This window comes from Brevibacillus daliensis (genome assembly GCF_021245735.1).
In the GTDB taxonomy this organism is placed as follows: Bacteria; Bacillota; Bacilli; order Brevibacillales; family Brevibacillaceae; genus Brevibacillus_B; species Brevibacillus_B daliensis.
In genome coordinates this window covers 529,654-544,376 of record NZ_JAJISB010000001.1, presented here as the reverse complement: position 1 = coordinate 544,376, position 14,723 = coordinate 529,654, and the positions used below count along the sequence as shown (strand labels likewise).

Sequence of the window (14,723 nt, the reverse complement as noted above, 5' to 3'; positions counted from 1 at the left end):
TTCAAACAATAGTCAGTTTGAATGTCATTTGGAAATGATTACTTATTCGGCTTCAAATACAACTACACCATCAATCCATGTCTTCTCAACCCGTGATCTGTGAATATCTAACGGATCGCCGTTCCAGAGAACGATGTCAGCATCTTTTCCTGCTTCAAGTGACCCCACATGATCGTCTACACCAAGGTGTTTGGCAGCATTCAAGGTTACAGACATCCACGCGAGTGATTCATCTAGGCCACTACGGACTGCATGAGAAACAGTAGTAATGAGATACTCGATGTTAACCACCGGATGGTCGGTGGTGATGCTAAATGGAACTCCTGCTTCTGCTAAAGCCAGTAAGGTATGGAATCCCTTTTCGGCGGTTTCAACCTTGGAACGGGACGATAATGTCGGTCCGACAGAAACACGTACGCCTTTCTCTTTTAAGAAAGGAGCGATTTTGTGCCCTTCTGTACAGTGCTCAATTGTAACCTGTATACCGAACTCATTAGCTAAGCGGAGAACGGTCACAATATCGTCAGCACGGTGAGCGTGGGCACGTAAAGGAATCTTTCCATCTAGGACTTTGACGAGATTTTCCAAGCCTAAGTCACGTTTGCATGACGAATCATGTTCTCTTGCCTTTTTATAGTCTTGCGCCTGCATGAACTGTTGGCGCAAGAGAGCTGCAAGCCCCATACGAGTCACAGGGGATTTGTCTTTCGTTCCAAAAACACGTTTGGGATTCTCTCCAAAAGCTGCTTTCATTCCTGATGGTTCACGCAGTATCATCTTATCTACAATCGTGCCGGTCGTCTTGATCGTAACCATTTCACCACCAATTACGTTGGCACTGCCGGGCATGATCTGCACGGTGGTTACGCCAGATCTTCGTGCAATCTCAAATCCAACTTCTAAAGGGTTAATACCGTCTAACGATCGGACGTGGGGAGTAAGAGGTGAGCTAGTTTCATTGTAATCTGCCCCTTCTTTCCCAATCCCTTCTTCATGTACCCCTAAATGTGTATGTACGTCAATAATTCCTGGTGTCACGAATTTTCCATTGGCATCGATTACTTTTTTTACGTGTGAAAGATCAATGTCAGTACCAACTGCCGTGATCATACCCTGTTCAATAACGATGGTTCCTTTATCGAGTTTAGTTCCATCACCGATAATGATCGTAGCGTTCGTAATAGCTACACTCACTTTAACATCCCCTTCGTCTTTTAGGTTATTGGTATTGTATCTTATTATGAATATGTTCGATTACTATGGCAACGGGATGATAGGACCTTTTTGGTTATCTTGGTGAACAATAATAAAACCATCTTATGGATCAGGAAAAGCTCTGTGATCCATGAAGATGGTTAATGTTTTTTTGCTAAAACCTTTTTATACCCATCCGAAATAACGTGCAAGCTGAGCAGTAGTAAAAGTAACTGCTATTGCGATGGCAAGAGGAATAAGGGCAGATAACAGTGTCCACTTCTTGCTCTTTGTTTCTTTGTAGATATTAAACAACGTTGTGCCACAAGGATAATGAAGAAGGGAAAATAGCATCATATTAAGTGCTGTTAACCACGTCCAGCCTTGTTGCAGGAATATCTCTTTCACATTGTCCAACCCATCCAATTCCACCATTGCCCCGGAGGATAAATATCCCATTAATAAAATTGGCAGTACAATTTCGTTAGCCGGAAGCCCCAAAATAAAAGCCATTATAATGAAACCATCCAAACCGATCAAATGCCCAAAAGGTTCGAAAAAGGCAGCCATGTGAGTAAGAATACTATCTCCACCAACAAAGATGTTTCCCAATATCCAGGTAATGACTCCTGCTGGAGCGGCAACAATGACCGCTCTTTTTAAAACGCTCCATGATTTATCTCTGGAAGAAAGCAATATTGTTTTCCAGATTTGCGGGCGTCGATAAGGAGGAAGCTCCAACGTGTAGTGAGTTGGTACTCCTCGTAATGCTGTTTTGGATAAAACCCAGGAGACTGTAAATGTAGTGATAATCCCGATTAACACCATGCCCATGACGATTGATGCTGTAACGATTGTTTGGATTCCTCCAGAACTGCTAACCACCATAAACAGGGAAGCAAGCAAAATTAAGGTTGGCCATCTACCGTTACAAGGGACAAAGTTATTAGTTAGAATCGCCAACATCCGCTCACGTGGTGATTCAATAATCCGAGTGGAGATAATAGCGGCAGCGTTACAGCCAAAACCCATAGACATGGTCAAGGCTTGTTTTCCATGCCCCCCAGCTCGTTTGAACATTCTATCCATGTTAAAAGCTACACGAGGTAAATACCCGAAATTCTCCAGTAAAGCAAAGGTAGGGAAAAAGATAGCCATCGGTGGCAGCATAACACTAATAACCCAAGATGTACCACGGAACAGCCCCAAAACCAAGATACCATGTAACCAATCTGGAGCGTTCACAGCCAGAAAGCCTGCTGTAAGATAACCTTCAATAACACCGAACATATCGGCAAGCATAGAGGATGGTACATTGGCGCCAGCGATTGTGATCCAGAAAATGAGACCAAGGATAGCCAACATGATGGGGAATCCCCAAATTTTTGATGTGAATATTCGATCGAGTTGATACGAATTTGCTAATTTTTGTTGGTCTTCATATTGAACAACCTCGCGACATATCCCATGAGTTGTTTTGTAGATGTCGCTTACGATGCTATCTCGAATAGAATCGCCTGTGCCCATTCGCTGTGCCTTTTTAACTAATGCGTCTAACTGACTGGGGGCACTAATGGCAAGCTGTTTGCCCATATTGTAGCGCCTCCTCTTTTTTATAGGAATCCTGATCGGTCAGCCATAGTTTCATGGTGGTAAGCAAGCTTTCATCTCCATCCAGCAAGCGTAAGGCAACCCAACGTGCAGGCAAACGGTCTCCCAACATCTCCTGAATAGAGGGCACTAACTCATTAATTTTCTGTTCGATCTCATCGTTGTACGTAATGGGAGTAGGCGAAGGTACGATTTCTCCGGATGCTACCTTGAGTACCTGTGATAATAACTCATTAATACCGGTTTTGTTTCGTGCTGAGATGGCGACGGTTGGAACGCCTAGTTTCTGTTCCATTTTTCTGATATCAATATGGATTCCTAATCGTTTTGCCTCGTCGATTAAGTTAATGCAAACCACCACTTGATTTGTCATTTCTAACACCTGAATGGCAAGATTAAGGTTTCTTTCTAATGAGGTTGCATCTAATACGACGATTGTGACATCAGGCTTTTCAAAAATAATATAATCACGAGCTGCTTCTTCATCAGCAGAGTTGGAATACAACGAATATGTTCCTGGTAGATCAACCAATGTAAATTGGGTATCGAGATGCTGAAAAGTCCCTTCTGCTCGAAGGACCGTCTTACCTGCCCAATTACCTGTATGCTGCCGCATGTTAGTCAGTGTATTAAAAAGGGTGCTTTTCCCTGTATTTGGATTTCCTGCCAATGCAATGGTGTATGTTTTCAAGTTACTCTAGCCTCCTAGTCTTTTACCCCAAATTAGCGAGCTCTCTTCGCTCCGCAAGGCGATGGTTGTATTGTTGACCCGAAATGCAATTGGATCACCTAATGGACTTTTTTGTAGGACCTCAATTTCATTGCCAGGAACAAAGCCCAAGTCAAGCAATCGTCTTCGCATTACTCCTGTTACCTCGATTCGAGTGAGGCGCATTTTATTACCAGTTCCTGCTTCAGATAAGGGTATTGGTTCAAAAGTCATTTGTCTGACCTCCTAAGTGTTTCGTCGCAAAAGCTATATTCATTTTATTTTCATTCGAAATGAAGAGTGGGCTTTTTCTGTGAAAAACGTCTCTACGTTTTTCATGAAATTGGATGTGACCGCTTGCGGTCCAACAAAACGGTTATGACTGTTTTGTATGTTGTTATGTTATGACAGTTCACTGAGAATGTTTATTAGAGCTACCGTTTTTTTTAGTTTATACCAATTGTTTTTACCTTGCAACAAAAAGTTTGCCTAAGGAAACTTTTTAAGTCTATTTCTAATTTGATAGCTAAAAAATTAGTTGCAATAATCAAAAAGTAGGCGCAGATATTAGTTGTTTCATGATGATGAAGAGGAGCAATAACTAAAAGAGTAGTTGTTATCCTTCTGTTACCTAATAAATAACCATTAGATACGAGTGTCGTAAAATGTCAATTTTTATAAATCGTTTCAAACATTTCTAAACAGATTTACTAATAAGAACGTAAAGTAAAATGAGAAAAGAATTAGTACTAACATGATGGAGCGGAAAATGAATGTAGCATCATGTATCGGCAAAAGTAAATAACCTTTGAGGAGTTAGAAATGGAGGAAAGTAAATATGGCATTAATATGGGCAGAAGACCCTGTAACATTTAACAAAGAGCAGGGGAAAGCTAAACACCTGACACATTTAATTGCGCTTGTTCCTAGTAAATCTCAAGCTACTTCACAACAACAATCTAAACCAATTTCACAACCAACTGAAGCAAGTTTGGCAACGGAAAAAGATGTGGTAGAAATATCTCAACCGACAAGACGTGGTCGTAAAAAAGGAAAGAAGAATACAATGAATGCATGGTTCTACTATTGATTCAGCGAATATAGCTGATCAGATTGAAATAGTTCGTCAGGAAATGATTCAGAAAGCAATGGAGTTTGGAAGCTTTACCGACCCTCAAGTCCTTGCTATTAGTCAACGGTTGGATCAACTTGTGTTGTGCATACAGAAAAAAAGATGGCTTGAATATCAGTTACCACAAAATCATAACAAATGAGACATAAAAGACCACTTTTTAGTAAGTGGTCTTTTTCTGTGAAAAACGTCTCGACGTTTTTCATAAACTTGGATGTGACCGCTTGCGGTCCAACAAAATGTTCATGACCATTTTGTATATTTTTATTCTCCTTTGGGCATCTTTCCCATTACCTACTTTTTTTTTATCCTACATGAGGAAAGAGTCCTGAAGTACGATATCAATTAAGGGAAAATTCAGTAAAATATAATAAAGTAGATGAAAATGTAAAGGGAGGGCAGTTATGCAAAAAGGTAAGCTCTTATTTCAAGGTATGCTAGTAGTAGCTTTACTCTCTTCCACAGTGACCGCTTCAGCCGAAACGATTTCGGCATCGTATGTAGAACCAGGATCAGAATACCTAGAGAACCAGACAGAAGATAGTCAAGGGAAACAGCAACAGATAGAAGCAACATACACAACAAACGTAACAAGTAAACCCTTGAAACATAACTATGATAAAGGAAGCTGGGATCAGGTTAAGAATGGAAAGGAAACGTTAGATGAAGGCTCTCCTAAAAAGGCAGGAATGTTAAAAGACGAATTAGAAGAAATTGATGGGATTATTGAAGACTACCTGGATACTAGATTAATTCCGGGAGCAGTTGTGTTAGTTGCCAGAAAAGGAACGATTGTAAAAGAGGAAGCCTACGGTTATGCCGTTCGTTATGCAGATCAGACGTTTACTCCTATTGATAATCCAATTGAGATGGAAGAGGAGACATTATTTGATGTTGCTTCCGTTAGTAAGTTATTCACGTCCATTGCCATCATGCAATTGGTAGAAGATGGAGATATCGAGCTGGACGAGCCTGTAGCTACCTATATTCCAGAGTTCGCTAGTAACGGAAAAGAGAATATTACAGTCACTCAGTTACTTACACATACCTCGGGGATGGCTGCATCCAAACCAATCCAAAACATAAATGGATCAAGAGAGGAGCGATTCCAGGCAGTCTTTGCTGATGCGCCTATAAATGAACCAGGAAGCACTTATTTATACAGTGATTTAAACATGATCGTCTTGGGAGCAGTAGTTGAAAGAATAACTGGCCAACGATTAGATGAATATGTAGAGCAAGAGATTACAGAGCCGCTAGATATGGAAAACACGATGTATAATCCGTCAGCAGATTTACTTGATGAGATTGCGGCAACAGAGTATAGTACGACTACTTCTCGTGGACTGGTCTGGGGTCAGGTGCATGATGAAAAAGCGTGGGCATTGGATGGAGTTGCTGGACATGCAGGAGTATTTAGTACTGCTCCCGATCTGGCAATTCTTGCCCAAATGATGTTGAATGACGGAGTATACGATGACGAACGGATTTTGGAAAAAGAGTCCGTACGTCTCATGATGGAGAACCAGATCCCAGAGTTTCCAGGTAATGACCACGGTCTTGGGTGGGAAGTAAATCAAGACTGGTACATGGATGGACTGACCGATCTTACCACAATGGGACATACCGGATTTACAGGGACATCCATCGTAGTTAGTCCAAGTAACCAGACAATTGTTATCTTGTTAACAAATCGTGTTCACCCAAGTAGAAATATGGGTTCAATTAATCCCATACGACGAGAGGTAGCACGTCAAGCAGCATTAGCTATTCCGGTAAGTGGACAACAAAAAAAGGATGTTTGGTTCGCAGGTACCGGGGATAAAAAAGAGAACACCTTGACGACAGATTTACGCAACCTGAAAAAAGGACAGCAACCCGAAGAGCTTCGCTTTGAGACGTGGTATCGTATCCAGGCGGAAAAAGATTACGGTTATGTAGAAGCGACAACTGACGGAGTAAATTGGGAACCCCTTACTGCTGCTTATACGGATCGCTCAGATTGGGTAGAAGTAACCGTATCACTTCCGGATGATGTAGAACAAGTACGGTTTCGCTATAGTACCGATGACACGATAAATGGTAGAGGCTGGTACGTAGCTAAACCAACCATCACTGATAAAAAAGGGAAGAAAATGAAAATTGATTGGGAACAAATTGGTTTTGAAGCAGGTAACGGTGAAAAAGAGAAGGATGAGTAACACACATATGAATGGTTGAAGCAAATAAAAGAGTCCCGTCTCTCTTTTTCACAGGAGACGGGACTCTTTTCAATAGGTTACTATACGCCGTACCAATTTAACCCCTGTTTACCTAGGTCTACCCAGACACTTTTCGTATGCGTATACATGTCCATTGCCTGGATACCTAATTCGCGGCCAAAACCGCTTTGTTTTGTTCCTCCAAACGATACCGTGCTATCTAACATGCTATACGTATTGACGTAAACAGTCCCTGCTTTTAGTCCGCGTGCCATACGATGGGCGCGTTTTAGATCATTGGTCCAGACACCTGATGCCAGTCCGTAGTTCGTGTCATTTGCTAGTTTTATGGCATCTTCTTCCTCTTTAAAACGTATGAGTGAAATGACAGGGCCAAAAATTTCTTCACGAGCAATTTTCATTTCATTTGTAACGTTCTCAAAAATGGTAGGTGTATAAAAGTATCCTGTACCTGCCTGTGGATTACGTTTCCCACCCAAGACAAGATTGGCTCCTTCTTCCAGTCCACTAGCCACATAGTTCTCAATACGATCCAATTGAGTTAAAGAAACTTGTGGTCCCATTTGTGTCGTAGGATCGAGTGGATTTCCCGTACGGATTGTTTGGGCTTTTTGACTGAACAAATCGATGAATTTATCATAGATGCGATCTTGGACAAATAAGCGAGAGCCGGCAGCACACACTTGACCTTGTGCAAAGTAAATTCCAAATAGAGAACCATTTACAGCATCTTCAAGATTGGCATCATCAAAGACGATATTGGGAGATTTACCACCCAGCTCTAGAGAAACAGGTTTTACATTCTTACTAGCTGCTTGCATAATAAGGCGTCCAGTTGCTGTAGACCCTGTAAACGCAATTTTATCTACATCAGGATGGGATGTTAATGCATTCCCTGCTATCGCCCCATATCCAGGTACAACGTTTATTACGCCATCTGGTATTCCTGCTTCCTGAAAAATTTTGGCTAATTCCAAAATACTGATGGGCGTTTGTTCAGCAGGTTTAATTACGATCGTATTACCCGCTGCAAGAGCTGGTGCCATCTTCCACATCGCTAGCATCAACGGGAAGTTCCAAGGAACAATTGCTCCAATAACCCCGATAGGTTCGCGCAGTGTATAGGTAAAACGGTTTGCTGGGGAGGAGTGTGTTTCACCCTGAACCTTGTTAGCTAAACCGGCATAAAATTCAAGAACATCAATCATTGCTGGCATAGCGATATACTTAGTCTCGTTGATTGGTAGTCCATTATCGGTTGATTCAACCTCCGCCAGAAAATCTAGCTTTTCCCACATTTTCTGAGCAGCGCGATGGAGAAGTCTTCCTCGATCACTTGGGGCCATGTCTGCCCATGGTCCTGTTTCAAAAGCTTTTCTGGCAGCTTTAACTGCTACATCAACGTCTTCTGCTCCTGCTTCTGATACGATTCCATTTATTTCGCCCGTGGCTGGATTTAATGAAGGAAAAGTTTTTCCGGATAATGAGTCAACCCATTGCCCACCTATGAATAATTGATACCTTTTTTCCATATATATAACTCCTTTCGATTTTTACAGATATACACTTTGTACTTGATATGCAAGTCAACTTATAATCATGAGCTTTTTGAGACTGATTTTATGGAAGATCTAGGGTAGGCGTCTGATCAAAGAAATTCCAAGGTTTTAACATCGTGTAAACCCACTCTGTTGGTAAAATGGGCCACTCTTCTGCACGAGCTACATGAGTTGTTCCTGTTGTCATCCACACGACATTATCTACGTTCTCGATGGAATCGTTATTCGTTGTATATTGTTTCAAACCTGTATCAGTATTTGTCCGATTCGGATATTCTCCCTCAGGAAAACGTTCATCAGGGTCGTATTTGGTAACCCAGAGCTGCTTATCCATAAAATTAACACGGTTGTACAACCATTCATCTTTACTAAATAGGGCACCTTTTGCAATTGGATGTGTTCCACCTGCATAAGGAATGATTTGATAAGATACCGGATTACCTACTTTATTTTCCTTGTTCGTATTGCTTAGGAGGCGAATCGTCGAAGGGTCGAAATTTTGGATAGCTTCCTGCTCGGTTTTAACAACCTTTTGCTCGGTGACCATTACGCTTTTTCGTGGTCCTCCATCCTTATTTTCCTCAACCTTTGGATTAACCTCTGTTAGGGTATTCATTTCACCATCGACGTCTAAATCGAGGCGGAAATTGTAGATATGTTGATGTGTCGTTCCTACAATATTGTGGTCGATCAGCGTACCGTATTTTGTATCTTCTTTTGCAGTAGGATCATGCATGGTTGATGATTTTACACCCTTAACTGCTTCAATTCCTGTGGCACCAACATTTATCTTAATCGTTCCGTTTGGAGACAAAATCCAGTCAAAAATATAGTCATAATTGCCAACTGTACTGATCCAGCGTATAACTAGTTCTCGTCTCTCACGGCTCACATTTTGATTTCCGAGTACCATCTCCTGATGTTTAAGTTCAGGACCGGCGTATTGTTCGAATATGGCAATCGCATTTGGAATGGTGTAGGGGTTACCGTCATTATCTGTAATGGTTGCATCGAGAAGCACAGCATTGTTTGGTACGTCCGTTCCTTTTTGTAGCTGAGAGGTTAGGACACCCATACCATAATCACCAGAGTCCAAATAAGCTTTAAAATACCAGCCCACATCTGGGTCGCCATACGGAACAATCATTCCGCCAAGTGAACCCTCGTACATTACTTTTCGTTTTTTGCCATTATCGTTGATGGTCATAGTGGAGAGGACAGGACCTACCCGTGAATCAAGTTTTAGATGGAAATCCCAGTTTTGCCAATGAAACTTTTAATAACCGCAAATCTTGTTGTAATCCGTCTGCTCCATTAAAGTATCCGACTGTAAGCGGTGTAGCCACCACTTTCTTGACATCATCAATGTCACGTTTTTTTAGAGCATCTTTAAAAGCTGAGCTTTCTTCAATAGCCTTCTGGACTGTTGCAAAATCATCCAGGATAACCATTCCATGAACGCCTTCAATCTCCTTGAAAGAGGAGAGTTTTTGGGTTGAAAGGTCAACTTCACCTTCTATTACTTTTTTGCCGTCCAGAGCTACAAATTTGGCAGCACGATTGAATGAGCTTTTTTCACCATATACCCATTTCCATACCTGAGCTTTATCGGGGTCTTTCAAGGAAATCTGGGTAAACCGCATGTTATCTTTAAATTGATCAGATGCTTTTATCACTTTTACGGCATTCTTGATTTCATCGGGTGTTAACGGATTAAGTGGATGATCGGTTTTTTTGACAGAAGCGGTCTGTTTCAGATCGGCTTGAAACACTTCGTTGATAAAATGATGAGTTACATAAGTGACCCCTTCCTTATTCATCACAGGAGCTTCTTTTGACGGTTTTACCATTAACCAGAGCCTCTGCTGAATTGGGTGTTACATAGACAATGGTTCCGTCTTTCTTGACAAGAATTGACTTTGTAGTTTTATCCCACTCTAATGTGCCTCCAACATTTTCAATAACGGTTCGAAGTGGCACATACTCTGCCTCGCCACCATGCGCAGCTGCTTTATCTGAAAAAGGCACGAAGGTAGGCATCCCTAGCAAAAAAGTAGTTGCAAGCGCAATAATAGAGACAAGCATCTTTTGAGAGAACTTCAGTGCGTTTTCTTTTCTTTTTTTCATACAATACCCCCTTGATAGTAAATCTGCATGTGTCCAGTTTATTACAAGATAATGACGGTTGTATTGTAATTATCGGAACTTTCTGTTAATTATTATTTGTAGGATAATAAATAAGTTAAGAAAGATTTAATCATAATAGCTGATTACTATTTGAGGGGGTTTCGTATGCTTACGAATTACAAAGGGATTGCTGCCAACCTCCCATCCTTTCAGTACGGATTTCGATTAGAGACAGTTTATTATAGGGAAAAATTTGTTCCATATCAGGGTCAAACCGTATTGTATTATGAATTTTTGATGGATGATGTTAATGCAATTCATGTTGTTCCTGACGGTTGTACGGATGTCATTTTTTGTTGCGACCCACTCCGACCTCATTCTTTACTTTGTGGAACGATCTTACAAGGTGAGAATTTCAATTTTTATGCGGGTGCAACATATTTCGGAATTCGCCTTTCACCTATACAAAGCTTGCAAATTCGCCCAACTACCTTTCGTGACTTAATAGATAAACAACTTCCTTTAGAAGAGATAATGAAAGGGATAGATAACATCTGCGAGAATATTGCTTTGAAAACTACCTTTCACGAACGTATCTCTTATTTGGAGCACTCCTTTTTACCTTTGCTTCTAACTTCTGATCAATCATCACAAATGTTTCAATACTGTATCCAACAAATTTACCGTTCAAAGGGACTGTTTTCCGTCGAACAACTTGCAACTGATCTTGGATTTTCATCCAGGTATTTACGTAAAAAATTCGAGGAAACACTTGGACTGTCTCCCAAGCAATATAGCCGAATTATCAGGTTCCAAAATACACTCTCTTTTATTTTGAATCAAAAGAACTTGAATGTAGCTAATGAACATGGCTATTATGACCAATCTCATTTGATTAAAGATTTCAAGTTTTTTAGTTTACTCACACCTATGCAAATAAGTGAGCTTTTGAAACAAACAACCGACCACACTATGCATCTTGTTGGAAGTAGGGCTTTGTACGACTGACAGATTTTAGTTCGATTACGTTGATATACACATACAAAAACCTTGGTGAAATATCCAAGGTTTTCTTGCGTAACTATTCTTCTTTTCGTACAATTTCAATAATTGCTATAACATAAAAAATAATTACGTGGTAAAAGGGCAAGACAGGAGGCTGATTCGATGTGGTTTGTGGAGGATGTGTTGCTATCAAAATGGCATATGATTACGATCATACTAAGTCTGGTAGCATTAGGTGCACTATTTGCAGGAGGCTATCACAAAAAGAAAATAGTTAGGAGCACAGTAATAACCTTCCTACTCTTTTATTTTGCGATCTCAATGCCTGTATGGGGTAATGCGAGTGAAAAACAAGAAATAGAAGAACATCTACTCACTCAACTGGATGTAGCTTTTAATCAACGATTGCAAGAACATAGTGATTTAAAGGAAAATCAGATGGTTACTCTCATGATGGGATCCTGGGAGGATGATGGTGAGCATAAGAATCATATTTTTGTAGGTAATTATAGTAATAGTTACGAGTTCAACGGATGGGTACAGTTGCTGTTATACGATTCCGAGAATAAAGAGTTTTTGACAAAAACCTATGAAAATGTGAGATTGAAACCAAATCAAAAGTTGAAACTAGATGAATTTTACACCGAAACATACGCGAAAAGATTCCAGTATTCTTATGAAGAAAAGTAAAGGAATAACTGAAATTACAGCTTGCAGGTGCGCTATATCGGAAAAATAAAAGAGCGAGGGATTCCTGATCCTTCGCTCTTTTTGGTTATTGGACTATGAATTTTACACGTCACGCATTTTTATCTTGCTGCATTTTCTTATTTCGATTGTACTCCCAGGTGCGAAGCAGTTTACGAGTCTTTTTCGCTATGAAATACGGAGCAACTACCCATAGTGGCAATAGCACAATAGATGCCATGGTTTCTGCATATAATATCCGTGGAGGAGTGCCACTTTCATAGATAAGTATCCACCATACCCATGCAACAAAATGAGTCACCCAATAAAAAATGATCTGTCTAAATGCTAATCGCTCCACACGAGTGAAGAAAATAATCGCAAGAAAAAGTAAGACAAGGAAGGGCAAATAATTAAGAATTTCAGTAAACCAACCAAATTGGGCACTTAGTAGAAGCCATGCTGCTAGGATGGGATGCAGAATAAAGGTAAGCCATGCTGTCTTTCCTACTTTTACAGGACCATTTTCTGCAATATACTTCTCGAAGCGTTCTTGTTCAGCTTCTTCTTCTAGCATTCGTTCTCGTTCCAGTCTATCTTCTTCTGTTTTAACTTTTTCTTTTTCTGACATTATTTCCAGCATTTGTTCTGCAAAGTTGCCTGAGTAGATAAAAGGTCGCTTCGTTACTTCATCGTCAAGAATATCGAGAATGTAATTATTTGTAGTTAAATTACTTGAACTTAGCCTAATTGAAAACTCTAGTTGAACCTTGTTTTCGTGTAGTGTTTTCAACCATGGATCTATTTCTGAATCTTCAATAAATCGAATGCAGGTCAGATGGGTTGAACCATGTTCCGAATAACGAAGAACAATCATCGGACATATTTTCACTTGCTGGACAGGTTCATTCAGAGCAGTTGGTTTATATAGGTGATAATCATTTTTTAAATAAAAGGAAACAAGTGCTTGATTGATAGTTGTGAATGGAATCGTAACCGTTGTAAGTTTATCATTTTTACTATTTCTCTCTAAATGGATTATTCTGTCTAAATGAAGTTCATAGGTAGATTCCTGATTGTTACGCTGAATCAGGTTACTAGCAATTTTACTAGATTTCCAAATACTCCATAAACCAATTGGAATCAGCAGTATCGATGCCCATTTCCAAGAAGTATCCATTTCTACTATGATGTAGCCGGAACCAATAACCATTGCCAATCCAGCAATTAGCCAGATGAACAGCATTTCGAAGAAGAGAATCCAATAGAATACTTGCATTTTCCTTGCTTGCTGATGGAGCGCTATGGTAGTCATTATAAGATTTTCACCTCCGAAAACAATAAGCAGTTTGTAATGAAAGAGACCTACTCATAATTATACAAAATGTCTGATAAAGAATACAATTCGCAAATTATGAATTGCATAGTATGAAATTGCACATTATAAAGCAAATGTTACAGGCTTCTGCATAGATGTAATGGTGCGTGTCTATCTCTGCGTGCTACAATAATACTGTTGTGAAATAGCCTACACATTGAAAAAAGCTGAGGAGGTAACGCACGTGGTTAAAAATATTGCAGATTGCACGGTTCTCCATAATGGAGTCAAAATGCCTTGGGTTGGTCTTGGTGTCTGGAAAACTGAAGATGGGGAACAGGTTATTCAGGCAGTGGTATCAGCTATTCAGCATGGTTATAGAAGTATTGACACAGCCAAGATTTATCGGAATGAAGATGGGGTTGGGGAAGCTATTAAAAAATGTGGCGTACCTCGTGAAGAATTGTTTATTACTACAAAAGTTTGGAACAAAGATCAAGGTTATGAATCCACGCTAGCAGCTTTTGATAAGAGCATGAACAAGCTTGGACTTGAATATTTGGATCTTTATCTCATACATTGGCCTGGTCCTGATAGTGAGCGCATGGCAGATACCTGGAGAGCGTTGGAGAAATTATATGCAGACGGAAGAGTAAGAGCGATTGGTGTCTGCAATTTCCACATCACTCATTTGCAAGAGCTGTTTAAAACGGCTAAAGTGAAACCGATGGTGAATCAGGTTGAACTTCACCCGTTAATAAGTCAAAAAGAGATGATTTCGTTCTGTAAAGAAAATAACATCCAGGTGGAGGCGTGGAGCCCACTTATGCAAGGTAACCTGGACCAGCCTGTTCTTCAACAACTTGCTGAACAATATGGGAAGTCACCTGCGCAAATCGTCCTTCGTTGGCATTTGCAAAACGGCGTTGTCATTATCCCAAAATCAGTAAAAGAACATAGAATCAAAGAGAATGCCGATCTGTTTGATTTTTCATTGACTGATGAAGATATGGAAAGAATTAATGATATGAGTGCTAACCAACGTTTTGGTCCAGACCCATACGAATTCTTTTAGTGAAACGTAACCGCCCTTTATTGGGCGGTTTTTGTATTTCAGAGGATTACTTTTTGAAACACTACTGTAGTGGGTAGGCAGAAG

At 40.2% G+C, this 14,723-nt stretch carries 14 protein-coding genes and 1 pseudogene; 6 read left to right on the top strand and 9 right to left on the bottom strand.

Annotation, left to right across the window (positions count from 1 at the left end; genetic code table 11):
- Window positions 1–42 precede the first annotated feature (42 nt).
- The 4 genes from LM917_RS02655 to LM917_RS02640 form a co-directional block, all read right to left on the bottom strand.
- On the bottom strand, window positions 43–1,194 hold the full coding sequence (locus LM917_RS02655) for an amidohydrolase (protein WP_232695896.1): 1,152 nt from the start codon (window positions 1,192–1,194) through the stop codon (window positions 43–45).
- 186 nt (window positions 1,195–1,380) lie between these two features.
- Window positions 1,381–2,787 (bottom strand): nucleoside recognition domain-containing protein, encoded by a 1,407-nt coding sequence (locus LM917_RS02650; RefSeq protein WP_232695895.1) that lies wholly within the window; start codon window positions 2,785–2,787, stop codon window positions 1,381–1,383.
- Entirely contained in the window at window positions 2,765–3,496 is a 732-nt protein-coding gene (locus LM917_RS02645) for a FeoB small GTPase domain-containing protein (RefSeq protein WP_232695894.1), read from the bottom strand. Before LM917_RS02645 ends, LM917_RS02650 begins: the two co-directional genes overlap by 23 nt.
- Before the next feature lie 6 nt (window positions 3,497–3,502).
- On the bottom strand, window positions 3,503–3,748 hold the full coding sequence (locus LM917_RS02640; RefSeq protein ID WP_232695893.1) for a FeoA family protein: 246 nt from the start codon (window positions 3,746–3,748) through the stop codon (window positions 3,503–3,505).
- A 604-nt stretch (window positions 3,749–4,352) separates the two neighbouring features.
- Here LM917_RS02640 and LM917_RS02635 point away from each other — a divergent pair.
- The 3 genes from LM917_RS02635 (at window position 4,353) to LM917_RS02625 (ending at window position 6,847) form a co-directional block, all read left to right on the top strand.
- Entirely contained in the window at window positions 4,353–4,604 is a 252-nt protein-coding gene (locus tag LM917_RS02635) for a hypothetical protein (RefSeq protein WP_232695892.1), read from the top strand.
- On the top strand, window positions 4,585–4,788 hold the full coding sequence (locus LM917_RS02630; RefSeq protein ID WP_232695891.1) for an aspartyl-phosphate phosphatase Spo0E family protein: 204 nt from the start codon (window positions 4,585–4,587) through the stop codon (window positions 4,786–4,788). Before LM917_RS02635 ends, LM917_RS02630 begins: the two co-directional genes overlap by 20 nt.
- Window positions 4,789–5,050: 262 nt before the next feature.
- On the top strand, window positions 5,051–6,847 hold the full coding sequence (locus tag LM917_RS02625; RefSeq protein ID WP_232695889.1) for a serine hydrolase domain-containing protein: 1,797 nt from the start codon (window positions 5,051–5,053) through the stop codon (window positions 6,845–6,847).
- Window positions 6,848–6,927: 80 nt separating this feature from the next.
- Here LM917_RS02625 and LM917_RS02620 read toward each other — a convergent pair whose 3' ends face one another.
- The 4 genes and pseudogenes from LM917_RS02620 to LM917_RS02605 form a co-directional block, all read right to left on the bottom strand.
- Window positions 6,928–8,400 carry an aldehyde dehydrogenase family protein gene (locus LM917_RS02620; protein WP_232695888.1) on the bottom strand — a complete coding sequence of 491 codons (1,473 nt, stop codon included), beginning with the start codon at window positions 8,398–8,400 and terminating at the stop codon, window positions 6,928–6,930.
- 88 nt (window positions 8,401–8,488) lie between these two features.
- Window positions 8,489–9,637, bottom strand: a pseudogene (locus LM917_RS02615) (copper amine oxidase); the annotation flags it as partial.
- A 25-nt stretch (window positions 9,638–9,662) separates the two neighbouring features.
- Window positions 9,663–10,277 (bottom strand): hypothetical protein, encoded by a 615-nt coding sequence (locus LM917_RS02610; protein ID WP_232695887.1) that lies wholly within the window; start codon window positions 10,275–10,277, stop codon window positions 9,663–9,665.
- Entirely contained in the window at window positions 10,240–10,554 is a 315-nt protein-coding gene (locus tag LM917_RS02605; protein WP_232695885.1) for a copper amine oxidase N-terminal domain-containing protein, read from the bottom strand. Before LM917_RS02605 ends, LM917_RS02610 begins: the two co-directional genes overlap by 38 nt.
- Before the next feature lie 165 nt (window positions 10,555–10,719).
- Between LM917_RS02605 and LM917_RS02600 the strand changes: the two genes are divergently transcribed.
- Both LM917_RS02600 and LM917_RS02595 read left to right on the top strand, forming a co-directional pair.
- Window positions 10,720–11,562: a helix-turn-helix domain-containing protein gene (locus LM917_RS02600; RefSeq protein ID WP_232695884.1), complete on the top strand. Its 843-nt coding sequence runs from the start codon at window positions 10,720–10,722 to the stop codon at window positions 11,560–11,562.
- 159 nt (window positions 11,563–11,721) lie between these two features.
- Complete coding sequence (locus tag LM917_RS02595; RefSeq protein WP_232695883.1) at window positions 11,722–12,249, top strand: hypothetical protein; 528 nt, start codon at window positions 11,722–11,724, stop codon at window positions 12,247–12,249.
- A 109-nt stretch (window positions 12,250–12,358) separates the two neighbouring features.
- Here LM917_RS02595 and LM917_RS02590 read toward each other — a convergent pair whose 3' ends face one another.
- Complete coding sequence (locus LM917_RS02590) at window positions 12,359–13,561, bottom strand: hypothetical protein (protein ID WP_232695882.1); 1,203 nt, start codon at window positions 13,559–13,561, stop codon at window positions 12,359–12,361.
- A 247-nt stretch (window positions 13,562–13,808) separates the two neighbouring features.
- Between LM917_RS02590 and LM917_RS02585 the strand changes: the two genes are divergently transcribed.
- Window positions 13,809–14,639, top strand: a complete 831-nt coding sequence (locus LM917_RS02585; protein WP_309241916.1) for an aldo/keto reductase — start codon at window positions 13,809–13,811, stop codon at window positions 14,637–14,639.
- Window positions 14,640–14,723: the final 84 nt, after the last annotated feature.

Coding starts and splice junctions, on each gene's coding strand:
- LM917_RS02650 (WP_232695895.1), bottom strand. CDS start 2,787: ATGGGCAAACAGCTTGCCATTAGTGCCCCCAGTCAGTTAGACGCATTA.
- LM917_RS02640 (WP_232695893.1), bottom strand. CDS start 3,748: ATGACTTTTGAACCAATACCCTTATCTGAAGCAGGAACTGGTAATAAA.
- LM917_RS02635 (WP_232695892.1), top strand. CDS start 4,353: ATGGCATTAATATGGGCAGAAGACCCTGTAACATTTAACAAAGAGCAG.
- LM917_RS02630 (WP_232695891.1), top strand. CDS start 4,585: ATGCATGGTTCTACTATTGATTCAGCGAATATAGCTGATCAGATTGAA.
- LM917_RS02625 (WP_232695889.1), top strand. CDS start 5,051: ATGCAAAAAGGTAAGCTCTTATTTCAAGGTATGCTAGTAGTAGCTTTA.
- LM917_RS02620 (WP_232695888.1), bottom strand. CDS start 8,400: ATGGAAAAAAGGTATCAATTATTCATAGGTGGGCAATGGGTTGACTCA.
- LM917_RS02610 (WP_232695887.1), bottom strand. CDS start 10,277: ATGGTAAAACCGTCAAAAGAAGCTCCTGTGATGAATAAGGAAGGGGTC.
- LM917_RS02605 (WP_232695885.1), bottom strand. CDS start 10,554: ATGAAAAAAAGAAAAGAAAACGCACTGAAGTTCTCTCAAAAGATGCTT.
- LM917_RS02600 (WP_232695884.1), top strand. CDS start 10,720: ATGCTTACGAATTACAAAGGGATTGCTGCCAACCTCCCATCCTTTCAG.
- LM917_RS02595 (WP_232695883.1), top strand. CDS start 11,722: ATGTGGTTTGTGGAGGATGTGTTGCTATCAAAATGGCATATGATTACG.
- LM917_RS02590 (WP_232695882.1), bottom strand. CDS start 13,561: ATGACTACCATAGCGCTCCATCAGCAAGCAAGGAAAATGCAAGTATTC.